Genomic DNA, 22,119 nt, shown 5'->3' with positions numbered 1-22,119 from the left:
AAAATTCCCCTCAAAGTCAACTTTTCTCGCAGAAAATGACGTTTTATTAGCGCTTGATATCTATCGTAAATTGTAACAGGATCGGCACATAGTTTTTGGCCGGGGCTTTTTCAGAGATTTTCATTCCCGGTCGCGGCTCGCGACACCCATAGGCGCCTGGGAGGGCGGAATGTCAGAACCGTTTCTTGCGGAAATCAAGATCTTGAGCTTCAACTATCCGCCAAAGGGATGGGCCTTCTGCAACGGTCAGCTTCTGCCGATCAACCAGAATCAGGCCCTGTTCGCCCTGCTCGGGGTCACGTATGGCGGCAATGGCGTCACCAATTTCGCCCTGCCGGACCTGCGCGGCCGCGTGCCGATTCACACCGGCGCCGGGCATGCCCTTGGCGAACCTGCCGGCCAGACGACCCATACGCTGACCATCACCGAGATGCCGCAGCACACCCACTTTGCCGAGGGATCCGGCGCGAGCGTAAACACAGCCACACCGACCGGAAACTACCTCGGCGAGACCCCCGAACCGCTCTACGGGCCATTCGCGGAGGCGGTCACAATGAAGGCGACCAGCCTTGCAAGCATCGGCGGCAGCCAGCCGCACCAGAACATGCAGCCGTTTCTGACGCTGAATTTCTGCATCGCGCTGCAGGGCATCTTCCCGTCTCACAACTGATCCACGTTGTCTCGACAGAACGAGGAGAATCCTCATGTCCGATCCCTACGTTGGCGAGATCCGCATGTTCGGCGGCAATTTCGCGCCTCTCGGCTGGGAGTTCTGCAACGGCCAGCTCCTGTCCATTTCCGAAAACGAGGTACTCTACAACCTGATCGGCACCACCTATGGCGGCGACGGCCAGACCACTTTCGCCCTGCCGGACCTGCGCGGCCGCCTGCCGCAGCATTTTGGCCAGGGTCCCGGCCTGCCGGACTATGCCCTGGCGGAGATCGGCGGATCCGAACAGGTCACGCTGACCACCCAGCAGATGCCGAACCACACGCATCCGCTGCTGGCCAGCGGGGCGGTCGGCACGCAAGCCTCGCCGCAGGCCCATGTGCTGGCAACAAGCCCGGCCGGCAACTCCTATTTCTCCTCCCAGAGCGCGCCGCCGCTGGTGCAACTGGCGGCCAACTCGATCCTGCCGGTGGGCGGCAACCAGCCACACGACAACATGGCGCCGTATCTCGCCGTCAGCTTCATCATCTCGCTCTACGGCGTCTATCCCTCGCCGGCCTGAGAGGTTCCCCATGTCCGACCCTTTCGTTGCGGAAATCCGTATCTTCGCCGGCAACTTCGCCCCCAAGAACTGGGCGTTCTGCAATGGCCAGATCATGCCGATCTCGCAGAACACCGCGCTGTTCTCTCTGCTGGGAACCACCTATGGCGGCGATGGCAAGACAACCTATGCCCTCCCCGACCTGCAGGGCCGCTCGCCTATGCAGCACGGACAGGGACCGGGGCTGACGTTCCGCGCGCTCGGCGAGTCCGCCGGCACCCCGACCGTGACGCTGATCCAGACCGAAATGCCGCACCACACCCATGCGCTGCAGGCGGTGGCATCCGGCCCCTTCAGCGGAGCCAACAGCCTTTCGCCGGAAGGCAACCTGCTGTCTGCACGAAGCGGCGTCGCCCAGTACACGGAAACCTCCACACCGCCGGAGTCCATGGCGCCGCAGATGGTGGCGATGCAGGGTGGCAGCTCGCCGCACAACAACATGCAGCCGTATCTGACGCTGAACTTCATCATCGCGCTGTACGGCATCTTCCCGCCGCGTCCGTGAGGGCGAGGCAGGCGAGCACGCAGGACCGCGCAAGATGAGCGAGCAGACCCCGGTCCCGGACGAGCGCCCTCGCCCGGGCTCCACCGGCAAGTCGAGCGTGTCCGGCGTCGCCGTACCGGAGAGCCTCGGCCCGTCCGCCCCTCCTGCCCGGACGGGGTCTGCGAACCTTCCTGACCTGCCGCGCGCACGGGAACGGGGGTTGGGCTTCCGGCGGATGCGGGAGGCCGACGACCTGCCGTTCCTGTTTCGCCTCTATGCCTCGACGCGGGAGGAGGAGCTTGCCCCGGTGCCATGGAGCGCGGAACAGAAGCAGGCCTTTCTCGCCCAGCAGTTCCAGGCCCAGCACAGCCATTACATGCGGTATTTTCCCGGCAGCGACTGGCTGATCGCGGAAGTCTCGGGCGGACCCGTCGGCCGGCTCTATCTCGACACGCGGGACAGTGAGATCCGCATCATCGACATCGCCCTGATGCCGGGCCAGCGCGGCCAGGGGCTGGGTCGGGCGGTGCTGGAGGACGTGCTGGCCCTCGCCGCCGCTGGCCGGCGGAGCGTCAGCATCCATGTGGAGCAGTTCAATCCGGCGATGCGGCTCTACCTGCGCCTCGGCTTCGTCACGTCCGGCGAGGCCGGCGTCTACCAACTGATGCGCTGGACGCCGCCGCGCGATCCGCTTTCCCGCCCCGCGATCGCCACCGAGACCGGATCGCCGGCCTGACCGCTGCGGTCAGGTGAAGACGGCCTCATAGCGGCGCCCCTGCGCATCATGGCCGACCGGCACCAGGAAGAGGTCGAGAGCCGCCAGCCGGCCGCTGTCCGGCAGGCCGACCTCCAGCCGGTGAATCGCCTGTTCGACAAACGGCGTGGCCGGGCCGCGAAAGACAACGGAAAAGGCGCCGCCCGCGCGCAGGCCGGCTCCGCTGCCCATCTGGCGAACCTCCTCGATCGACAGATCGACCGTGCCATTGGCCGCGACCAGCAGGATCGGCTCCTGCCGCATCGCCTCGAAATCGGCCCTGGTCACCGTCGCAAGATCCAGCACGTTGGTCATCCGTCTCCCCTTGCGGCATCGGCCCTTGTGCATCCTGAAAGACGCCGGACGATCCAGTGTGGTGACTTTGAAAGTCGCCTCGTTCTGCCAGCGCTCCTCGGAGCCTAATTCAAACTCCAAAACCACATTAGAAACATAAGCTTGCTCGACACTCTTTTCGACTCTGAAGTTCGCACGGGACCGGCAAGACAACTAGTGCCCCTCTCCGTTGCCCGTGACCGGACGGCGCCGCAATCTCGGCACGGGGAACCGGCCGAAGCCGAGATCGATGACCCGGGCGCCGGGGCTGCGAGCGGCGGTGGCCGGTTGCGCGGGCGTGGACAGCACATCGCCGCTGCGGATCGCGGCCAGCGTTGCCTCGACCACCGGGGCGAAACCGCCCTGGTTGAGCGCGCCCAGCATCAGCAGCGTGTTCGCCGCCGCGCCGTCGAAGGCCCAACTGCAACCGACGAAATCGCAGCCCTCCAGCACCGGCAGAGGGCCGCCCTCATAGCGCATCCGGCAGTCGCGAAAGACGCAGGCCCGATAGGCCGCGCCATCGAGGCGGATGTCCTCACCGCTGAAGGTCACGCCCTGGTGGCTTTCGCCAAGTGTCGCCATGGTTTCCCGATCTTCCCCAACGCCGCGCGCGGAGGCCGACTCCGTCGGCACTCGCGCTTATTGAAGGCCGGATGGTATGGTCTAGGCAACCAGCCGTTGGACTTGTACAAGAAATTCGCCGTCCGGTCGTCGACGGGACAGCAACCATTCATCACAAATGCATAATCGAGGACGGACCATTATGACCAGCACCCAAGCCGACACGGACACGCCGCGCCCGGCGTCGGGAGGGCCGTCCGCGCTGCCGCTGTTCTACAGCCGCCCGGAAGCCCTCAGGGCCGACCGCCACGGCGACCTCGGCATCGCTCTTGCGCCGGATTACCGGTTCGCCGCCCGCACCCATGCCGTTCCCCTCAATGCCATCGAATTCGGCGTCGCCGCGCGCCATTATCCGATCGTCTTCGCCGCCGGCACCACCCCGCCGGCCGCCGTCGCCGTGCTCGGTCTGCGGCAGGACCGCAACCTCTTCGTCGACGGCGAGGGGGCCTGGGCGGCGGACACCTACATTCCCTCCTATGTGCGCCGCTATCCGTTCATCCTGGCGCGCAATGACGAGGCGAGCGAGTTCGCCCTGTGCATCGACGCAGCCAGCGACAAGATCGCCGCCGACGGGGAGACCCGGTTTTTCGAGGGCGCCGAGCCGACCGAGGCGACGCGCAAGGCGCTCGACTTCTGCGCCGCGTTCCAGCGCGAGAGCCGCGAGAGCGAGGCCTTGATGCGCCAGATCGCCGAGCACGACCTGTTCGCCCCCAATGCCGGCCGCTTCACCCTGCCGGGCGGCGAGGTGCTCAATGTCAACGACTTCAGCATCATCGACGAGACCCGCGTCAACGCCCTGTCCGACCAGGCCTTCCTCGATCTGCGCAAGAGCGGTGCCCTGCCGGTGATCTACGCGCATCTGTGGTCGATGCGGAACTGGGCGGACCTGGTCCGGCGTACGGCCGAGGCTTGAGCTTCGCCTCCACCCTGACGCGCAACGGGCGGGCCCATCGGCCTGCCCGTTGTTCGTTTCCCCGGCAGACCCCCGCCCGCCGGGCCTTTGGCCACCGCGCCGGGCAGCCGCTCAGCCGCCGAGCTGGCCATAGGCGGCGGTGAAGCCGATCAGCGTCACCGGGATCGCCAGATCCTGCTGCTGCGCGGTCTTGAAGGCGACGATCAGGCGCTGCCCCTTCTTCAGCGAGGCCAGCAACTCGTCGCTGATCGCCGTGCCGGCATAGGCGCCATTGGCGTCGCTGGTCTGGATCGCCATCGCCACCGGCTCGCCCTCGTCGACCTGGATCTGCGTGCCGGTCGGCAGGAAAACGCCGTGCGGCAGCGCCAGCACCAGCGCATGGTTGGGGGCGCCCTCGCGCGGTTCGACGACAACGGTCAGCAGGCGCTGCCCGCTGTCCTGCATGACGATGTTCTGCAGCGCCCGGCAGCGCTTGGGCGCCGTCTCCGTCGCCTCCGAGCACTGCACCACCCAGTTCGGCGCCGCCGCGCCGCCCTCAGCCGGTTTCGGCGCGGCATCCTGCCCGGCGGCCGTGCCGAAGCTTGCGCCCAGGATCAATCCGGCCAATGCGGCACGACGAAAACCGGAAACGGAATGACGAAAAGAAAAGGACATGAGCGGATTTTCCATGACGTAGGAATGCCTGTGCGATGTGCCGGTTGCAATCAGCGCGCGATCCTAACCCATCGCTGCGGAAAGTGAAGCGGCTGTTGGCCGATCTCCGGCCTCCCGGCCATGGCTGCGCCTGCGGAGGCCGGTCACCCGGGCGAAAAACTGCCGCTAGGGAAGAAGTACATATCGCGATGCACAATAAAAAGCCGCCGGTCGCAATGGCTTAAGCGGGCTCTCTATCATGCAATCCTGACGTTCAATCCACAATCATGAGGTTTCAATCAGTTTTTAACTGCTGGTTCCTAACCTGCGACAAACAAAGGACAGACGGGGATCTTGGGGGCACATGGCGGCATTCGGCTCAAGGCTTCGACAGCCTATCCTGGCTTGCGCCGCAGCGCTGGCGGTGCTGTCCGCAGGGATCGCACAGGCGTCTGCGAGCGAGACGGCCGCACTGGCTTCGCTGCACCGCACCCTGGACCTGGTCTGGCTGCTGGTCGCCGCCGGCCTGGTGCTGCTGATGCAGGTCGGTTTCCTGCTGGTGGAAGCGGGAACGGTGCGCTCGAAGAACGCGATCAACGTCGCCCAGAAGAACCTCCTGGACTTCACATTCTCCGTGCTGGTCTTTGCGGCCGTCGGCTTCATGGTCGCCTTCGGGCCCACGTCCAGCGTCGGGATCGGCTTCGATCCGGCCATGCTGCTGCTCGGCGGGCTGGATTCCTGGGGTCTTGCCTTCTTCGTCTTCCAGGTGATGTTCTGCGGCACGGCGGCGACCATCGTCTCCGGCGCGGTTGCCGAGCGGATGCCGCTGGCAGCCTATGTCGCCTGCTCCGTCTTCATCGCCGGCCTGGTCTATCCGGTCTTCGCCCACTGGGCCTGGGGCAACGCGCTCGTCAAAAATCCCGGCGCCTTCCTGGGCAATGCCGGCTTCGTCGATTTCGCCGGCTCCACCGTCGTGCATGGCACCGGCGCGTGGATCGCGCTGGCGGCCTGCCTCGTCATCGGTCCGCGCATCGGGCGCTTCGACGCCGAAGGCCGGCCGGTGCGCTTCCAGGGGCACAGCCCGGTGCTGGCGACCGCCGGCGCCTTGCTGCTGTTTGTCGGCTGGATCGGCTTCAATGGCGGCTCGACGCTGAAGGCGTCCCCGGACATTGCCCATGTCATCGCCAACACCGTGCTGGCCGCCGCCGCCGGCACCTGCGCCGGCTATCTGACCGCCTGGGCGCGGGAGGGCGTTCTGCTGCCCGCAAAGGCTTTCTCGGGGATGATCGGCGGGCTTGTCGCGGTCACCGCCGGCTGCATGGTGCTGGAGCCGCAAGGGGCGCTGGTCATCGGCATTGCCGGCGGCTTTGCCGCGGTCGCCGGCATCTCTGTCCTTGAGCGGCAGTTCCGGATAGACGACGCGGTCGGCGCCATCAGCGTGCATGGCATTGCCGGCGTGGTCGGCACGCTCGGCCTCGCCCTGCTGGCCCCGGTCGCGAACCTGCCGACCGGCGACCGGCTGGCACAGCTTGCCGTGCAGGCGGGCGGCGCGGCGCTCAACTTCGCCTTCGCCTTCACTCTTGGCCTGATCTTCTTCCTGGTCCTGAAGCGGGGCGTCGCCCTGCGCATCGACCACGACGGCGAGATCCGCGGCCTCAACGAGGCCGAGCACGGCACCCGGCTCGGCATCGGCCATGTCGAGGATGCCGTGGGCCGGCTCGTCGAGGGGCGGGCCGATCTCAGCCTGCGCTTAGCCGTGGAGCCGGGCGACGAGGCGGAGCGGATGAGCAGGCTGTTCAACCGTCTGATGGAGTCGATCCAGAACGAGGAACGGGCGCGCGGCCGCGAGGCGGAGTTGCGCCGCGCGGAGGAGGAGGCGGAACGGCTCACCGCGCTTGCCAATGCCACCTTCGAGGCGATCGTCATTTCGGTACGCGGCACGATCATCGACGGCAACCACGCGCTGGAGGAACTCACCGGCCGATCGCTGGACGAGCTCAAGGGCAGCGCGATCCTCGACCATGTCATCGAGGAGGACCGCGAGCGGGTGCGGCACCAACTCGCCCTGAGCGAAAGCGGTCCCAACGAGTTGCGCATCGTTCATGTCGACGGCAGCCTCGTCCCGGTGGAGGTGCGCGCCCGCGAAGTGATCTATCGGGGCGAGCGCACCCGGGTATCGGCCATTGTCGACCTGCGCGACCGCAAGAAGGCGGAGCAGCACATCCGCCACCTCGCCCAGCACGATCCGCTCACCGACCTGCCCAACCGGACGGTCTTTTCCGAGCGGCTGTCGGCGGTGCTGGCGGAGGCGCGGCGGCGCGGGGGATCCGCCGCGGTGCTGATGATCGACCTCGATCGGTTCAAGGAAATCAACGACGTTCACGGTCATCTCGCCGGAGACCGGGTGATCCGCGTCACCGCCGACCGGCTGAAGGCGATGGTGCCGGGTACCGACACCGTGTCGCGGCTCGGCGGCGACGAATTCGCCGTCATCCAGCACCAGATCGCCTTCGCCAACCAGGCAGCCGACCTCGCGCACCGGATCGTCCATGTCCTGTCGCAGCCCATCGATTGCGGCAACGGCTTGACGCTGCGCAGCGGCGCCAGCATCGGCATCGCCGTCAGCCCGCTGCATGGTGACGACGCGGAGATCATCGTCTCGCGCGCGGACACCGCACTGTACAAGGCCAAGAGCCTCGGCCGAAACACCTATTGCCTGTTCGAGGACGGCATGGACGCGGTGCTGCGCAAGCGCCGGCTGCTGGAGGCGGATCTGACCCTCGCCGTCGAGCGGGAGGAGTTCGAGCTCCACCTGCAGCCGCGGCTCGACCTCAGGAGCAACGGCATCGGCAGCTACGAGGCGCTGATCCGCTGGCATCACCCGGAAAAGGGGATGATCAGCCCGAACGACTTCATTCCCGTCGCCGAGCAGTCGGGCCGCATCATCGCCATCGGCGAGTGGGTGTTGCGCCAGGCCTGCGCCATCGCCTGCGCCCATCCCGAGATCCCGCGCATCAGCGTCAATGTCAGCCCGCTGCAGTTCCGCGAGAAGCACTTCGTCGAGACGGTGCGCGAGGTGCTGGAAACGGCCGGGCTTGCCGCCAGCCGGCTGGAACTCGAAGTCACCGAGAACGTGCTGATCGACGACGACCGGCGGGCGCTGCAGATCCTTACCGCGCTCAAATCGCTGGGCGTGCGCATCGCCCTCGACGATTTCGGCACCGGCTACTCGTCGCTCGGCTATCTGTCGCGCTTCCCCTTCGACGTCATCAAGATCGACCGGTCCTTCATCCGCGCCATGCGCAAGACGCCGAGCGCACGCTCCATCGTCGAGACCATCGTCCGGCTCGGCGACGCGCTCGGCATGAGCGTGGTGGCCGAGGGCGTCGAGGAGGCGGACGAATTGCGGGTGCTGGCGGAGGAAGGCTGCAACGAGGTGCAGGGCTATCTGATCGGCCGGCCGGCGCCCCTGTCCGAGTTGCAGACGCGGCTCGACCCGACGACCGTGGCGCTGCTCGTCGCCATGCGCTGCGCCGACCCGGCGGACGATGTCCGCGAGCGGGCGGCGCCAGTGCTGCGCAGCACGGCCGGCCGCATGCGGGAGATGCTCGGGCCGCGCGCGCCGCATCCCTCCCGCCGCCGCCCCCTGCAGGTCCGCGGCAGCGATTGACGCCCCCGGGACCCGATCTTCCCCCCCGTGCTGCGGCGCAAAAAGCGGTTGCATCCGCCGTTGGAAAATATATATCCATCCGGTTGGAAAAACCGAGGCTGGAATGGGACGCAAGCGGACAATCAAGCGCGACACCGTGCTCGACGCGGCCGAACAGGTCGTGATCCGGGACGGCGCGGCGCGCCTGACGCTCGATGCGGTGGCCTGCGAGGCCGGCATCAGCAAGGCCAGCGTCCTTTACGACTACAAGACCAAACAGGCCTTGATCAAAGCGGTCGTCGAACGGCGGGTGGCCGCGCATACAAGCTGCGAGCAGGCACTGGCAGAGAGCTTTTCCGGCGATCCGGACGCGGCAATCCGCAGCCGTATCGAGGTGGCCTCGCACCTGCTCACCGAGGAGGACCGGGCGGTGGCGCTCGGCCTGCTCGCCTCGCTCGCCCAGGATGCCGACCTGCGCGAGCCGATCGCGCGGACCTATGGCCAGCGCATCGCCCAGATCACCGGCACCTCGCGCAGTCCGCGCGGGGCGCTGCTTGCCTTTCTCGCCCTCGAGGGACTGATGTCGCTCGAATGGCTCGGACTACACAACTGGGCGCCGGAAGAACGCGCTAGAATCATTGCCGAAATTGGCTGGCTCGTGGACCAGGTTCCCGCGCCCGCCCCCTCACCCTCCTCTTCCCCCGAGAGGTCGACCCGATGACATCCAGACTGACTGCCGTGATCCTTGCCGCCGCGCTGCTGGCCGGCTGCAACGACGTTGCCAGCAAGAACCAGGCGGGCGCCCCCGCCATGCCGCCGACCGGCGTGAGTTTCGTCGAACTCGCGGCCGAAACGCTGCCGATTACCAACGAGTTGCCGGGACGCATCGCCCCGACGCGGATCGCCGAGGTGCGCCCGCGCGTCTCCGGCATCCTGGTCGAGCGGGTGTTCGAGCAGGGCAGTATCGTCCAGGAGGGCGACGTGCTCTATCGCATTGATCCCGAACCGTTTCGCGTCCAGGTGGCGAGCGCGCGGGCGACGCTGCAGCGCGCCCAGGCGGTGCAGTTGCAGGCCCGCCAGGACGCGGACCGGCAGAAGGAGCTGCATGAGCGCCGGGTGACCAGCGTGCAGGCGCGCGACAACGCCATCGCCGCCCTCGCCCAGGCCGACGCGGATGTCGCCATCGCCCAGGCCGGCCTCGACGCGGCCGAGCTCAACCTGCATTTCTCGGAAGTGCGGGCGCCGATCTCCGGGCGCATCGGCCGGGCATTGCTGACCGAGGGCGCGCTGGTCGATTCCTCCAGCGGCGTGCTCGCGACGATCCAGCAGCTCGACCCGGTCTACGCCGATTTCACTCAATCCGCCAATCAGTTGCTGAGCCTGCGCCGGTCGCTGCAGGTCGGCGCGCTGACCGGTCCGCGCGCCGGCGAGGCCGCCGTGCGGCTCAAGCTGGATGATGGACAAGAATATCCGCAAAAGGGCCGGCTGCTGTTTTCCGAGGCCGCGGTCGACACGACGACGGGCCAGATCACCCTGCGCGGCGAGTTCCCCAATCCGGACGGCGACCTGCTGCCGGGCATGTATGTCCGGGTCTTGATCGAGCAGGGTATCGAGGAAAACGCCGTCGCCGTGCCGCAGCAGGCGGTGCAGCGCAATGCCGGCGGCCAGGCGCAGGTCTATGTGGTCGGCGCCGAGGACAAGGCGGAGCTGCGCTCCGTCGAGACCGGCCGCATCGTCGACACCCGCTGGGTCATCACCAAGGGCCTGGCGCCCGGGGACAAGGTGATCGTCGAGGGCTTCCAGAAGCTGCGCCCCGGCGCGCCGATCGCGGCGACGCCCTGGCAGGGCGCCCAGAAGACGGCCGAAGTCGCGGCCAACTAACCCGTCGGGACGGACGGCCCGCCAGGGCCGCCCCGCCCCGTCCTGACGCAACGGCCCACCCGTGGCCGCCGGCGCCCTCCCGCGCCGCCCGCGGGCCGGTCCCACAGGATCTGATCTGATGCCGTCCTTTTTCATCAACCGGCCGGTCTTCGCCTGGGTCATCGCCATCTTCATCACGCTTGCCGGCGTGATCGCGATCCCCTTCCTGCCCGTCGCCCAGTATCCGAACGTCGCGCCGCCGCAGATCTCCATCTCGACCAACTATCCGGGCGTCGCGCCGGAAGACGCTTATCTCAGCGTCACGCGGCCCATCGAGGAGGAGTTGAACGGCGTCGACCGCCTGATCTATTTCGAATCCACCTCCGACAGTTCGGGCGGAATCACGATCACCGCCACCTTCCAGCCGGGCACCAACGTGTCGCAGGCCTCGGTCGACGTGCAGAACGCGGTGCGCCGCGTCGAGCCGCGCCTTCCCAGCATCGTCACCCAGCAGGGCATCCGCATCGAGCAGGCCGGCGCCGGCTTCCTCATGGTGGTCTCGGTCACCTCCACCGACGGCTCCTACAACGTGGTCGACCTCGGCGACTATCTCAGCCGCAACGTGCTCGGCGAGATCCGCCGCATCGACGGCGTCGGCAGCGCCCGGCTCTTTGCCACCGAGCGCTCCATGCGCATCTGGCTGGACCCGGACAAGATGCTCGGCCTCAACCTGACGTCGGGCGACATCGTCAACGCGATCCGGGCGCAGAACGCCCAGGTCGCCGCGGGACGCATCGGCGCGCTGCCCAATCCGATCACCCAGCAGATCTCCGCCAGCGTGCTGGTCAAGGGCCAGCTCTCCTCGATCGAGGAGTTCGGCCAGGTGGTGCTCAGAGCCAATCCGGACGGCTCGACCGTCCGCCTGTCGGATGTCGCGCGCATCGAGATCGGCGGCGAGAGCTACAATTTCTCGACCCGGCTGAACGGCCAGCCGAGCGCTGCCATCGGCGTGCAGCTCTCGCCCACCGGCAATGCCATGGCGACCTCGTCGGCGGTGCGCGCCAAGATGGAGGAACTCGCCCGCTTCTTCCCGCCCGGCATCGCCTACGAGATCCCTTACGACACCTCGCCCTTCGTCGAGGCGTCGATCGAGAAGGTGATCCACACGCTGCTGGAGGCCGTCGCCCTCGTCTTCGTGGTGATGTTCCTGTTCCTGCAGAGCTTCCGCTACACGGTGATCCCGACGCTGGTGGTGCCGGTGGCGCTGCTCGGCACCTGCGCGGTGATGCTGGCGGCCGGGTTCTCGATCAACGTCTTGACCATGTTCGCCATGGTGCTGGCGATCGGCATCCTCGTCGACGACGCCATCGTCGTCGTGGAGAATGTCGAGCGCATCATGGCCGAGGAGGGCCTGTCGCCGCGGGCCGCGACGCGCAAGGCGATGACGCAGATCACCGGCGCGATCATCGGCATCACCTTGGTGCTGACGGCGGTGTTCGTGCCGATGGCGTTCTTCCCGGGCGCCGTCGGCGTCATCTACCAGCAGTTCAGCCTGACCATGGTCGTGTCGATCCTGTTCTCGGGCTTCCTGGCGCTGTCCTTCACCCCGGCGCTCTGCGCCAGCATGCTGAAACCGATCCCGAAGGGGCACCACGAGGAGAAGAAGGGTTTCTTCGGCTGGTTCAACCGCGGCTTCGGCCGCACCACCAACGGCTACAGCTCCGTCGTCTCCTGGATCTCGCGCCGGGCCGGGCGGATGATGATCATCTATCTCGCCCTGCTCGTCGGCCTCGGCTGGGGCTTCATGCGCCTGCCCTCCTCCTTCCTGCCGAACGAGGACCAGGGCTACCTCCTGGTCAACATCCAGGCCCCGCCGGAGGCGAGCGCCAACCGCACGCTGGAGGTGATGGAGCAGGTCGAGGCGATCTTCGGCAAGGAAAGCGCCGTGTCGCGCATCGTCGGCATTCTCGGCTTCAGCTTCTCCGGCGCCGGCCAGAATGCCGGCCTTGCCTTCGTGACGCTGAAGGACTGGTCGGAGCGCGGACCGTCGGATTCCGCCGGCGCCATCGCCGGCCGCGCCAACGGCCAGCTCTTCGGCATCAAGGACGCGATCTCCTTCGCCCTGTCGCCGCCGGCGATCCAGGGTCTGGGCACCTCGAACGGCTTCACCTTCCGCCTGCAGGATCGCGGCGGCCGCGGCAACGAGGCGCTCGCCGCCGCCCGCGACCAGTTGATGGGCGCCGCCGGGCAGAGCCCGGTGCTGACCAGCCTGCGCATCGACGGCCTGCCGGACGCCGCCCAGGTCGATCTCGTCATCGACCGCGAGAAGGCCAATGCCTTCGGCGTCGCCTTCGCCGACATCAACGCCACCATCTCGGCCAATCTCGGCTCGAGCTATGTCAACGACTTCCCCAACTCCGGGCGGATGCAGCGGGTCACCGTGCAGGCCGACCAGGACGCCCGCATGCAGACCGACGACCTGCTACGGCTCAATGTGCGCAACAGCAATGGCGGCATGGTGCCCCTCTCGGCCTTCGCCAGCGTCGAGTGGCGCAAGGGCCCCTCGCAGATCGTCGGCTATAACGGCTACCCGTCGATCCGCATTTCCGGCGAGGCGGCGCCCGGCTATTCGTCGGGCGATGCCATCGCCGAGATGGAACGGCTGGCCGGCCAGTTGCCGGCCGGCTTCGGCTACGAGTGGACGGGCCAGTCGCTGCAGGAGATCCAGTCGGGATCGCAGGCGCCGTTCCTGATCGGCCTCAGCATCCTGTTCGTGTTCCTGCTGCTGGCCGCGCTCTACGAGAGCTGGTCGATCCCCTTCGCGGTGATGCTCGTCGTGCCGCTCGGGGTGATCGGCGCGGTGACGGCGGTGACGCTGCGCGGCATGCCGAACGATGTCTACTTCACCGTCGGCCTGATCGCCATTGTCGGCCTGTCGGCGAAAAACGCCATTCTGATCATCGAGTTCGCCAAGGACCTGATGGCCGAGGGGCGTTCGCTGATCGACGCGACCATCGAGGCGGCGCATCTGCGCTTCCGGCCGATCCTGATGACGTCGCTGGCCTTCACCCTGGGCGTGACGCCGCTGGCCATCGCCAGTGGTGCCAGCGCCGGCAGCCAGAACGCCATCGGCACCGGCGTGATGGGCGGCATGATCTCCGGCACGATCCTCGCCGTGTTCTTCGTGCCGGTGTTCTTCGTCTTCGTGATGCGGATGTTCCGCCGCATCCCGATCGACGGCCACCTGCCCAGGCACGAAGACGACGGGCATCCGCCGGTCGAGGCGGAGACGACGCCGGCGGCCGACAGGACGGCGGATCGGGCGCCCGACAGGACCCCGGCCGAATAGGCCGGCGACGCCCGGCGGCCGTTCGCCCCGCGCCCGCCCGTCTCAGACGGGGACAGGGTCGGGGTCGGCCGCCGGCGGCTCCTCTCCAAGACCGCGCAGGCACACTGAGGCGACCAGATCGCCGGTGACGTTGACCACCGTGCGGCACATGTCGAGCAGCCGGTCGACACCGAGAATGATCACCATGCCATCGGCCGGAATGCCGGCGCTGGCGGCGACGCTGAGCAGAATGGCGATGCTGACGCCGGGGGTGCCGGGCGCGCCGATCGAGGAGGCGACCAGCGTGCCGGTGATAACGGCGATCTGCAGGCCGGTCAGTTCCACTCCCGCCAGTTGCGCCATGAACAGGATCGCCACCGACTGGTAGAGCGCGGTGCCGGCCATGTTCATGGTCGCGCCCAGCGGCACCACCAGATTGGCGATGCCTTCGGGCACGCCGAGGCGGCGCGCGGTCTGGATCGTCACCGGCATCACCGCCGAGGAACTGGACGTCGAAAAGGCGAGCAGCAGGTTGCCGCCGGCCGCCTCCAGGAAGCGGCGCGGGGTGATGCCGCCGGCCAGGCCGGCCAGCGCCAGATAGAGGACGAGCAGCAGGGCAAGGCCGAGCAGCACCACGCCGACATAGCCGGAAATCCCGACCAGCGTCTCCGGCCCGACCCGGATAACCAGTTGCGCCATCAGCCCGAACACGGCGAACGGCGCCAGGAACATCGCCCATTTGACGATGTTCATGGAGATCGACAGCAGCGCTTCCATCAGCTTGAGGAAGGGCTCGGCCCGGCTCCGGTCGATCTGGGTGACGGAGATGCCGACCAGCAGCGCCAGCACCACGACGGCGAGCATGTCGCCCTGGGCGATGGAGGCGGTGGGGTTCTGCGGCAGGATGTCGACGATCAGATCCGGCAGCGTGCCGACGCCCGACGCGGCAACCGCTTCCACCTCCTCCGCGCCGGAGCCAGGGCCGGAGCCGGGGACGGGGCCGGGCTGCGGCTGGCCGCTGCGGGGGTAACCGGCCATCGCCGCGCCCGGCCGCAGCCACTGCGCCAGCGTCACGCCGAGGATCGCCGCCACCGTCGTGGTGGCGAGGATAAAGCCGGCGAGCCGGACGCCGACGCGCCGCAGCGTGTCGCCGGACCCGGCGCCGGCGAGCCCGCCGATGATGGAGGAAAAGACGAGCGGCACGAGAACCATGGCGATCAGCGCCAGGAAGATCCGGCCCGGCAAGGCCAGCCACAGGCCGATGGCCTCGGCGGTTTCCGGCGCAACCAGGCCCGCGCCCTCGCCGAGCAGCAGTCCGAGGACAAATCCGAGCACCATGCCGGCGACCACCTGCGCCCAGAGCCGCGAGGTGATCCAGACCCGCAGCTTGAAGCGCTGGCCCGAAAGATGCCCCGTCTCCGTCTCCGTCGCCCCGCCTGCGCGCAATTCCGTCATTCTTTCCCGTTCCTTTCCGGTTTCGACCACCCCTGCCCCGCCCTCGCCCGAGGCCCCACCATAGCCCGCGCGGGGCGGGCAGGGGCAAGGGGGAAAGCCCGCGGCCTCACGACCGCGCGGGGATAACACGGCTCGCAAAAATTGAGACGAATTTTGCAAAATTCCGTCTCGAAATCGGCCAAACCCGTCTCAATCGTCGCAAAATCGCCAAGCCGCGCGCGGCCCCTTTCCAACGGCGCGGCGCGTGCTAGGATCGCCCCTCGCGACGGCCCCGAGATTTCGCGCCGGCCGCATGTTATCCTCGCCTGCCTGTCTGCCTGTCTGCCTGCGTGTCTATCTTTCCGTCAGTCTGCTTGTCTGTCTGTCCGTCTGGAGTGCCGGCATGAGCTTCGATCTGTGGTTGGTGTACCTGCTGGCCTCGGTCGCCCTGTCGCTGACGCCGGGGCCGAACGGTCTTCTGTGTCTCAATCACGGGGTCCGCTACGGGCTCGGGCGGACGGTGTTCACCGCGCTCGGCTGCATCACCGGCATGACGGTGCTGATCGGTGCCTCGCTTGCCGGCCTCGGCGCCTTGATGCTGACCTCCGAGATGCTGTTCACCGTCGTCAAATGGGTGGGCGCGGCCTATCTCGTCTGGCTCGGCATCCGGCTGTGGCGGGCACCGGCCTTCACCGCCGGCATCCAGGCGGCGAGCGAAGGCGGCCCGGCGGCGCGTCCGATCAGCCGCCGCCGCGCCTTCACGCAGGGGCTGCTGGTGGCGCTGTCGAACCCGAAGGCGCTGATCTTCTTTTCGACCTTCCTGCCGCAATTCATGCGGCCGGGCACTTCGCTGTGGCTGCAGTTCGTGATCTTCGCCGGCACCTACGCGGCGGTCGAATTCGCCTATGAGGTGGTGCTGGCGGGGGCGGCCGGACGGCTGGCGCCGTGGCTGACGCGCTGGGGACGGGTGTTCAACCGGGTGACGGGCGGCGCCTTCATCGGCGTCGGCGCGATGGTCGCCGCCTCGCAGCGCTGAGCGCGGCTCAAGACTTCGCTTCACACTTTGGTTTCTGGTGGCAGCAGCCGCTCCAGCGCGGCGACATAGCCGGCGACGCTGTCGCGGGCGGGGTCGAACCATTCCAGCGACCAGTTGAGCGCACCGATCAGGGCGTGGCGCAGGTAGCGGACGCGCAGGCCGTCGGCATCCGGTCCGAGATAATCGCGGATGATCGCGCTCCAGACCTTGTCGTAGTTGCGGCGCGTCGCCAGCAGCTCCTGCTGCACCGCCTCCGGCACGAAGGGGTAGCAGCGGATATGGGCCGAGGCGAAGTCGCTCGCCGACAGCAGCGTCTCCAGATGGACGTTAAGGGCAATGACGATCCGCTGGCGCGGGCCGGCGTCCGGTCGCTTCGCCAGCGCCTCGTTCACTGCATCGCAGACGCGCTGCACGCCGAGCCGCATGACCTCGATGGCGAGCTCGTCCTTGGAGGCGAAATGGTAGTAGAGGCTGCCGGCCTTCATGCCGACTTCGGCCGCCAGATCGCGCAAGGACGTGTCGGCATAGCCGCGCTCGCGCATCATCCGGGCGGCGGCGGCCATGATCACCTGCCGGGCCTCCAGCGCCTTCTTCGTCTTCTTCTGCGGCCTGGGAAGGGAGGAGGTCAACGGGACGGGTCCTGCGAGAGCGAGAGGCCTATGTTTCGCAAGTGCTCGCCCTTTTCAAGGGTGCGGAAGGGCGAAGCCGGTTTCCAGCACGAAGGCGCGCATGGCGGTCACAGTCGCTTGGCGACTTCCTCGAGCATCACCTCGGTCGCGCCGCCGCCGATCGCCTGGACGCGGGCGTCGCGCGACATGCGCTCGATGGTGCTCTCGCGCATGAAGCCCATGCCGCCATGGAACTGGACGCAGGCATACATCACCTCGTTGACCAGCTCGCCGCACAGCGCCTTGATCATCGACACCTCGCGCACGAGCTGTTCGCCGCGCGCGGCACGGGCGGCGGTGGCATAGACCATCTGCCGGGCCGCCTCGACCCGCGCCGCCAGCATGGCGAGGCGCTGGCGGATCGCCTGCTTCTCCCAGAGCGGGGCGCCGAAGGCCTTGCGCTCGCGGACATAGGCGAGCGTCAGCTCGATGGCCGCCTGGGCCTCGCCCATGGCCATGGCGCCGAGCACCAGGCGCTCGTTCTGGAAGTTCTTCATGATCTCGTAGAAGCCGCGCCCTTCCTCGCCGAGGACGTTTTCGGCCGGCACGCGGACGTCGACGAAGGAGAGTTCGGCGGTGTCGGAGCTGCGCCAGCCGTGCTTGTCGAGGGCGCGCGAGACGGTGAAGCCCGCCATGCCCTTCTCGATGATGAACATGGTCACCGCCTTGCTGGCCGGCCCGTCGCCGCCGGTCTTGGCGGCGATGCAGTAGACATCGGCGAGCACGCCGTTGGTGATGAAGGTCTTGCTGCCGTTCAGCAGGTAGTGGTCGCCCTCGCGGCGGGCGGTGGCGCGGATGGCCTTGACGTCGGAGCCGGCGTCCGGCTCGGTGACGCCGACGGCGGTGATGATCTCGCCGCTGACGATGCCGGGCATGTATTTCGCCTTCTGGGCGTCGGTGCCGGCGTTGAAGAGATGGACCGAGGCCATGTCGGTATGGACCAGCGCGGTGATGGCAACGCCCGCATAGGTCGAACGGCCGAGCTCCTCCGACAGGACGACGGTGGCGCGCTCGTCCATGGCGCTGCCGCCATAGGCTTCCGGATAGCGGATGCCGAAGAACCCGAGGGCGCCCATCTTGCGCAGCAGCTCGCGCGGGGTGGCGCCGTCCGCCTCCCACTGGTCGCCGTAAGGCTTGATCTCCTCCTCGACGAAGCGGCGCACCTGATCGCGCAGCATCTTGTGCTCTTCCTCGAAGAAGACGTCGCTGGCGCTGGTCACATCGAAACCGGAAGCTGTCATTCGATCCCCCTCACGATTGCCTGGCCGTGGTGTGCGGCACTCGCTCCCGGCCAGTTGACAGTTTTTCTAACGGTCGTTAGGTAGATTGTCAATCGCCCAACCGGGCCGGGGAAACGGACGGGGAGACGGACGGGTCTTGAACGATGGCGAGGCGATGCAAACGGGAGGAGCAGCTCGTGGCAGGCATGGACGACCTGGTGGCCGCACTGAGACAGGTGCAGGCGGCGGCAGCGCAAGGCGGCGGCGAGAAATCCCGCGCCCGCCACGCGGAGCGCGGCAAGATCTTCGTGCGCGAGCGCATCGAGCTGGCGCTCGATCCCGGCACCGCCTTCCTGGAACTGTCGCCGCTGGCCGCGCACGGGCTCTATGGCGGCGAGGTGCCTGGGGCGGGCATCGTCACCGGCATCGGCCTGATCCGCGACCGGCCCTGCATGCTGATCGCCAACGATGCCACGGTGAAGGGCGGCTCGTTCTTCGCCGAGACGGTGCGCAAGCACTCGCGCGCCCAGGAGGTGGCGGAGGAGCACGGCCTTCCCTGCATTTATCTCGTCGATTGCGGCGGCGCCTTCCTGCCCGAACAGGACCGGGTGTTTCCCGACAAGGACCATTTCGGCGGGGCGTTCTGGCGTCAGTGCCGGATGTCGGCGGCCGGCCTGCCGCAGATCTCCGTCGTCTTCGGCGGCTGCACCGCGGGCGGCGCCTATATCCCGGCGCTGAGCGACCAGGTGATCATGGTGCGCGGCACGGGCCGCATCCATCTCGGCGGCCCGCCGATCGTCAAGGCGGCGATCAACGAGATCGTCGACGGCGAGACACTGGGCGGCGCGGACATGCACACCACCGTCTCCGGCGTCAGCGACCATGTCGCACCCGACGAGGAAAGCGCCATCGGCAAGCTGCGCGAGATCGTCGCCAATCTGGGCGAGGGCCGCAGGGTGACGCCGCCGCCGCGCGAGGCGATGGCGCCGCTTGCCACCACTGGGCGCCCCAGCGAGCATGCGCCGGTGGACCTGAAGCGCCCGGCCGACATGCGCGCGCTGATCCGCTCGATGGTCGACGGATCGCAGCTCGCCGAGTTCAAGCCCGATTATGGCGCGACGCTGATCACCGGCTTTGCCCATATCCATGGCTACCCGGTCGGAATCCTCGCCAATGACGGGGCGCTGTTTTCCGAAAGTTCGCTGAAGGGTGCGCATTTCATCGAACTGTGCGACCAGCGCCAGATCCCGCTGCTGTTCCTGCAGAACATCACCGGCTTCATGGTCGGCACCGACGCCGAGCGCGGCGGCATCGCCAAGCATTCGGCCAAGCTCGTCTATGCCGTCTCCAACGCGCGCGTGCCGAAATACACGGTGATCGTCGGCGGCTCCTACGGCGCCGGCAATTACGGCATGTGCGGGCGCGGCTTCCGCCCGCGCTTCCTGTTCTCCTGGCCCAATGCCCGCATCGCGACGATGAGCCCGGATGTCGCCGCGACCGTGGTAACGGAGCTGCGCCGGGCCAGCCTGAAATCGCAGGCGAACGAAGCGGAGATCGCCGAGCTCGACCGGCGCACCCGCGCCCAGTTCGAGGAGCAGAGCGATCCCTATTACGCCACCGCGCGGCTGTGGGACGACGGCTTGATCGAGCCCGACCAGACCCGCGACGTGCTGGGCCTGTGCCTGGCGCTGGGGGCGGGCGGCGACACGGACACCGGCCCGCGGCCGGTCTACAGGATGTGAGGCGGATGATGTTCGACAGCCTGCTGATTGCCAATCGCGGCGAGATCGCCTGCCGCATCATCCGCACCGCGCGGCGCATGGGGCTCGCCACCATCGCCGTTCATTCGGACGCCGACCGCGACGCGCTGCATGTGAGGATGGCCGACCGGGCCATCGCCATCGGCGGGGCGGCGGCGAGCGACAGCTACCTGCGCCTCGACCGGATCATCGCCGCGGCCAGGGCGAGCGGGGCCGGCGCGATCCATCCCGGCTACGGTTTCCTGTCCGAGCGGCCCGAACTGGCGCGGGCCTGCGAAGAAAACGGCATCGCCTTCGTCGGGCCGAACGCCCGGGCCATCGCGGCGATGGGCGCCAAGATCGAGGCGAAGCGCCTCGCCGAAGAGGCCGGCGTGCCCTGCATTCCCGGTACTGGCGGCTCCGGAATTGGCGGCCCCGGAACTGGCGGCCCCGGAACTGGCAGCGAAGACCAGTCGACAGAAAGCCTTGCCCGGGCCGCGCGGGAGATCGGCCTGCCGGTGATGGTCAAGGCCTCGGCGGGCGGCGGCGGCAAGGGCATGCGCGCCGTCCACGACGAGGCGGGGCTGGAGGCCGCCATCGATGCGGCCCGCATGGAGGCCGAGCGGGCCTTCGGCGACGGGCGGCTGCTCATCGAGAAGCTGGTGCGCAATCCGCGCCATGTCGAGGTGCAACTGATCGGCGACAAGCACGGCACCTTGCTGCATCTGTTCGAGCGCGACTGCTCGGTGCAGCGCAACCACCAGAAGCTGATCGAGGAGGCGCCGGCGCCGGGCTTGCGCCCCGAGACCCGCGAACGGCTGTTCGAGGCCGCGCTCAGGCTCGGCCGGGCCATCGGCTATGACAGCGCCGGCACGGTCGAATTCGTCATGGATGCGGTCACGCAGGAGGTCCACTTCCTGGAGATGAACACGCGGCTGCAGGTGGAGCATACGGTGAGCGAGGAGATCACCGGGCTCGACCTCGTCGAACTGCAACTGCGCGCGGCGGCCGGCGAGAAGCTGGCCTTGAGGCAGGACGAGGTGACCTGCAACGGCCACGCGATCCAGGCGCGGCTGACGGCGGAAGACGCAAGTGCCGGCTTTCGCCCGGACACCGGCAAGGTGCTGCTGTGGTCGCCGCCGGCGGAGCTGCGCTGCGATGCCGGCGTCAAACCGGGGGCGGAGATCGGGGCGGCTTACGATTCGATGATCGCCAAGCTGATCGCCCACGGGCCCGACCGGGACGCGGCACGGCGCAAGCTGCTCTCCGGCCTCGACCGGCTGGAAGTGGCGGGGCTGGCGACGACGCGGCTGTTCCTGCGCGATGCGCTGGCCTCGGCGGACTTCGTGCAAGGCAAGGTCACCACCGATTTCATCGCCCGCATCTGGCCGGATGGGTGGAGGGCGCCGGAGGCGGACGGCCTCGCCCTTGCGGCGGCGGCGCTTGCCAGCAAACCGCGCGCCGCACCAACGCCCTGGCAGCAGCTTTCCGGGTTTCGCCTCCTCGCGCAGGCCGGCTGCCCGGCGCGGGTAACCTATGTGGATGCGCAAGCGCCCGAGAGCCGCGTCGTGCTGGAGACGCGCGAGACGGGCTGTTGGCACGTCCTCGGCAGGGACGGCGAGGCGCAGGAGATCGCCGCGCAGTGGACCGGGCCGGAGCGGCTGCGCATCACCCGCGATGGTGTGGCGGAGAGTTTTGCCGCCGCTCACCATGACGGGCGGATCTGGCTGTGCGGACCGGGCACGGAGATCGCCTGCGCGGTGCTGCCGCTCGGCGATCTCGGCCAGGACAGGGCGGCGGGCGACGGTGCCTCGCCCGAGCGCATCGCCGCGCCGATGCCCGGCCTCGTCGTCGAGATCCGCGTTGAAGCGGGCGACAGGGTCACCAAGGGCGACACGCTGGTGGTGATGGAATCGATGAAGCTCCTGATGGAGCTGAAGGCGGCGGCCGACGGCAGGGTGGCGGAGATTCGGGCCGCCGAACGCGACACGGTGGAGGCCGGCCGCCTGCTGGTGCGGCTGGAGCCTGTGGAAGGCGCCTGAGGGAGAACGGTGCGGGCGCTAGAGCATTTGCTTTTGCCGGATCAGTAAATGCTCTAAAATGTTGTTTTTACGCAATTCCGGACGGAAAATCGGTTCCCACTTTTCCTGGAATTGCTCCAGCGGATACAGACTTG

General features: G+C 68.0%; 18 protein-coding genes. 12 read left to right on the top strand and 6 right to left on the bottom strand.

The window, feature by feature from the left end:
* Window positions 1-169 precede the first annotated feature (169 nt).
* Genes TSB10GB4_RS04970 through TSB10GB4_RS04955 form a run of 4 tightly spaced genes read left to right on the top strand, consistent with a single transcriptional unit; the run spans window position 170 to window position 2,491 of the window.
* Window positions 170-670 (top strand): phage tail protein, encoded by a 501-nt coding sequence (locus tag TSB10GB4_RS04970; RefSeq protein WP_186394809.1) that lies wholly within the window; start codon window positions 170-172, stop codon window positions 668-670.
* A gap of 34 nt (window positions 671-704) precedes the next feature.
* Complete coding sequence (locus TSB10GB4_RS04965) at window positions 705-1,232, top strand: phage tail protein (RefSeq protein WP_186394808.1); 528 nt, start codon at window positions 705-707, stop codon at window positions 1,230-1,232.
* A 10-nt stretch (window positions 1,233-1,242) separates the two neighbouring features.
* Complete coding sequence (locus tag TSB10GB4_RS04960) at window positions 1,243-1,776, top strand: phage tail protein (RefSeq protein WP_186394807.1); 534 nt, start codon at window positions 1,243-1,245, stop codon at window positions 1,774-1,776.
* Between the two features lie 34 nt (window positions 1,777-1,810).
* Window positions 1,811-2,491 (top strand): GNAT family N-acetyltransferase, encoded by a 681-nt coding sequence (locus TSB10GB4_RS04955; protein ID WP_186394806.1) that lies wholly within the window; start codon window positions 1,811-1,813, stop codon window positions 2,489-2,491.
* A gap of 9 nt (window positions 2,492-2,500) precedes the next feature.
* Here the strand turns inward: TSB10GB4_RS04955 and TSB10GB4_RS04950 are convergent, their stop codons facing one another.
* Both TSB10GB4_RS04950 and TSB10GB4_RS04945 read right to left on the bottom strand, forming a co-directional pair.
* Complete coding sequence (locus tag TSB10GB4_RS04950) at window positions 2,501-2,950, bottom strand: hypothetical protein (protein ID WP_371328861.1); 450 nt, start codon at window positions 2,948-2,950, stop codon at window positions 2,501-2,503.
* 66 nt (window positions 2,951-3,016) lie between these two features.
* Complete coding sequence (locus TSB10GB4_RS04945) at window positions 3,017-3,424, bottom strand: hypothetical protein (protein ID WP_186388863.1); 408 nt, start codon at window positions 3,422-3,424, stop codon at window positions 3,017-3,019.
* Between the two features lie 181 nt (window positions 3,425-3,605).
* Between TSB10GB4_RS04945 and TSB10GB4_RS04940 the strand changes: the two genes are divergently transcribed.
* Entirely contained in the window at window positions 3,606-4,376 is a 771-nt protein-coding gene (locus tag TSB10GB4_RS04940) for a SapC family protein (protein ID WP_186394805.1), read from the top strand.
* Between the two features lie 111 nt (window positions 4,377-4,487).
* Here the strand turns inward: TSB10GB4_RS04940 and TSB10GB4_RS04935 are convergent, their stop codons facing one another.
* Window positions 4,488-5,030: an invasion associated locus B family protein gene (locus tag TSB10GB4_RS04935; protein ID WP_186388861.1), complete on the bottom strand. Its 543-nt coding sequence runs from the start codon at window positions 5,028-5,030 to the stop codon at window positions 4,488-4,490.
* 343 nt (window positions 5,031-5,373) lie between these two features.
* Between TSB10GB4_RS04935 and amt the strand changes: the two genes are divergently transcribed.
* From amt to TSB10GB4_RS04915, 4 genes are all read left to right on the top strand, one after another.
* Window positions 5,374-8,679, top strand: coding sequence for an ammonium transporter (amt, locus tag TSB10GB4_RS04930; RefSeq protein WP_208984446.1), 3,306 nt, complete (start codon window positions 5,374-5,376; stop codon window positions 8,677-8,679).
* A gap of 103 nt (window positions 8,680-8,782) precedes the next feature.
* The gene (locus tag TSB10GB4_RS04925) at window positions 8,783-9,379 is read left to right on the top strand and encodes a TetR/AcrR family transcriptional regulator (RefSeq protein ID WP_186394804.1); all 597 of its coding nucleotides are present in this window, start codon (window positions 8,783-8,785) and stop codon (window positions 9,377-9,379) included.
* The gene (locus tag TSB10GB4_RS04920; RefSeq protein ID WP_186394803.1) at window positions 9,376-10,539 is read left to right on the top strand and encodes an efflux RND transporter periplasmic adaptor subunit; all 1,164 of its coding nucleotides are present in this window, start codon (window positions 9,376-9,378) and stop codon (window positions 10,537-10,539) included. Before TSB10GB4_RS04925 ends, TSB10GB4_RS04920 begins: the two co-directional genes overlap by 4 nt.
* A 118-nt stretch (window positions 10,540-10,657) precedes the next feature.
* On the top strand, window positions 10,658-13,867 hold the full coding sequence (locus tag TSB10GB4_RS04915; protein ID WP_186394802.1) for an efflux RND transporter permease subunit: 3,210 nt from the start codon (window positions 10,658-10,660) through the stop codon (window positions 13,865-13,867).
* A 42-nt stretch (window positions 13,868-13,909) separates the two neighbouring features.
* Here the strand turns inward: TSB10GB4_RS04915 and TSB10GB4_RS04910 are convergent, their stop codons facing one another.
* Window positions 13,910-15,301, bottom strand: a complete 1,392-nt coding sequence (locus TSB10GB4_RS04910) for a dicarboxylate/amino acid:cation symporter (protein ID WP_186394801.1) — start codon at window positions 15,299-15,301, stop codon at window positions 13,910-13,912.
* A 382-nt stretch (window positions 15,302-15,683) separates the two neighbouring features.
* On the opposite strand from TSB10GB4_RS04910, the gene TSB10GB4_RS04905 reads away from it, so the two are divergent.
* On the top strand, window positions 15,684-16,316 hold the full coding sequence (locus TSB10GB4_RS04905) for a LysE family translocator (RefSeq protein WP_186388856.1): 633 nt from the start codon (window positions 15,684-15,686) through the stop codon (window positions 16,314-16,316).
* A gap of 20 nt (window positions 16,317-16,336) precedes the next feature.
* Here TSB10GB4_RS04905 and TSB10GB4_RS04900 read toward each other — a convergent pair whose 3' ends face one another.
* Both TSB10GB4_RS04900 and TSB10GB4_RS04895 read right to left on the bottom strand, forming a co-directional pair.
* Window positions 16,337-16,945: a TetR/AcrR family transcriptional regulator gene (locus tag TSB10GB4_RS04900; protein WP_186394800.1), complete on the bottom strand. Its 609-nt coding sequence runs from the start codon at window positions 16,943-16,945 to the stop codon at window positions 16,337-16,339.
* 107 nt (window positions 16,946-17,052) lie between these two features.
* The gene (locus TSB10GB4_RS04895) at window positions 17,053-18,225 is read right to left on the bottom strand and encodes an acyl-CoA dehydrogenase family protein (protein ID WP_186394799.1); all 1,173 of its coding nucleotides are present in this window, start codon (window positions 18,223-18,225) and stop codon (window positions 17,053-17,055) included.
* A gap of 185 nt (window positions 18,226-18,410) precedes the next feature.
* Here TSB10GB4_RS04895 and TSB10GB4_RS04890 point away from each other — a divergent pair, with 185 nt between their 5' ends.
* Window positions 18,411-19,946, top strand: a complete 1,536-nt coding sequence (locus tag TSB10GB4_RS04890; RefSeq protein WP_208984462.1) for an acyl-CoA carboxylase subunit beta — start codon at window positions 18,411-18,413, stop codon at window positions 19,944-19,946.
* 5 nt (window positions 19,947-19,951) lie between these two features.
* Window positions 19,952-21,985, top strand: coding sequence for a biotin carboxylase N-terminal domain-containing protein (locus tag TSB10GB4_RS04885; protein ID WP_208984444.1), 2,034 nt, complete (start codon window positions 19,952-19,954; stop codon window positions 21,983-21,985).
* The last annotated feature ends 134 nt before the right edge of the window (window positions 21,986-22,119 follow it).

It is taken from the genome of Stappia sp. TSB10GB4 (assembly GCF_900185745.1).
Lineage (GTDB): Bacteria > Pseudomonadota > Alphaproteobacteria > Rhizobiales > Stappiaceae > Stappia.
The sequence above is the reverse complement of the archived record's forward strand: the minus strand, read 5'-3'. Positions and strand labels throughout refer to the sequence as shown.

Excerpts from the sequence above, each read along its gene's own strand:
- TSB10GB4_RS04945 (WP_186388863.1), bottom strand. The coding sequence starts at position 3,424 with ATGGCGACACTTGGCGAAAGCCACCAGGGCGTGACCTTCAGCGGTGAG.
- TSB10GB4_RS04960 (WP_186394807.1), top strand. The coding sequence starts at position 1,243 with ATGTCCGACCCTTTCGTTGCGGAAATCCGTATCTTCGCCGGCAACTTC.
- TSB10GB4_RS04935 (WP_186388861.1), bottom strand. The coding sequence starts at position 5,030 with ATGTCCTTTTCTTTTCGTCATTCCGTTTCCGGTTTTCGTCGTGCCGCA.
- TSB10GB4_RS04895 (WP_186394799.1), bottom strand. The coding sequence starts at position 18,225 with ATGACAGCTTCCGGTTTCGATGTGACCAGCGCCAGCGACGTCTTCTTC.
- TSB10GB4_RS04970 (WP_186394809.1), top strand. The coding sequence starts at position 170 with ATGTCAGAACCGTTTCTTGCGGAAATCAAGATCTTGAGCTTCAACTAT.
- TSB10GB4_RS04885 (WP_208984444.1), top strand. The coding sequence starts at position 19,952 with ATGATGTTCGACAGCCTGCTGATTGCCAATCGCGGCGAGATCGCCTGC.
- TSB10GB4_RS04920 (WP_186394803.1), top strand. The coding sequence starts at position 9,376 with ATGACATCCAGACTGACTGCCGTGATCCTTGCCGCCGCGCTGCTGGCC.
- TSB10GB4_RS04925 (WP_186394804.1), top strand. The coding sequence starts at position 8,783 with ATGGGACGCAAGCGGACAATCAAGCGCGACACCGTGCTCGACGCGGCC.
- TSB10GB4_RS04905 (WP_186388856.1), top strand. The coding sequence starts at position 15,684 with ATGAGCTTCGATCTGTGGTTGGTGTACCTGCTGGCCTCGGTCGCCCTG.
- TSB10GB4_RS04915 (WP_186394802.1), top strand. The coding sequence starts at position 10,658 with ATGCCGTCCTTTTTCATCAACCGGCCGGTCTTCGCCTGGGTCATCGCC.
- TSB10GB4_RS04965 (WP_186394808.1), top strand. The coding sequence starts at position 705 with ATGTCCGATCCCTACGTTGGCGAGATCCGCATGTTCGGCGGCAATTTC.
- TSB10GB4_RS04890 (WP_208984462.1), top strand. The coding sequence starts at position 18,411 with ATGGACGACCTGGTGGCCGCACTGAGACAGGTGCAGGCGGCGGCAGCG.
- amt (WP_208984446.1), top strand. The coding sequence starts at position 5,374 with ATGGCGGCATTCGGCTCAAGGCTTCGACAGCCTATCCTGGCTTGCGCC.
- TSB10GB4_RS04955 (WP_186394806.1), top strand. The coding sequence starts at position 1,811 with ATGAGCGAGCAGACCCCGGTCCCGGACGAGCGCCCTCGCCCGGGCTCC.
- TSB10GB4_RS04940 (WP_186394805.1), top strand. The coding sequence starts at position 3,606 with ATGACCAGCACCCAAGCCGACACGGACACGCCGCGCCCGGCGTCGGGA.
- TSB10GB4_RS04910 (WP_186394801.1), bottom strand. The coding sequence starts at position 15,301 with ATGACGGAATTGCGCGCAGGCGGGGCGACGGAGACGGAGACGGGGCAT.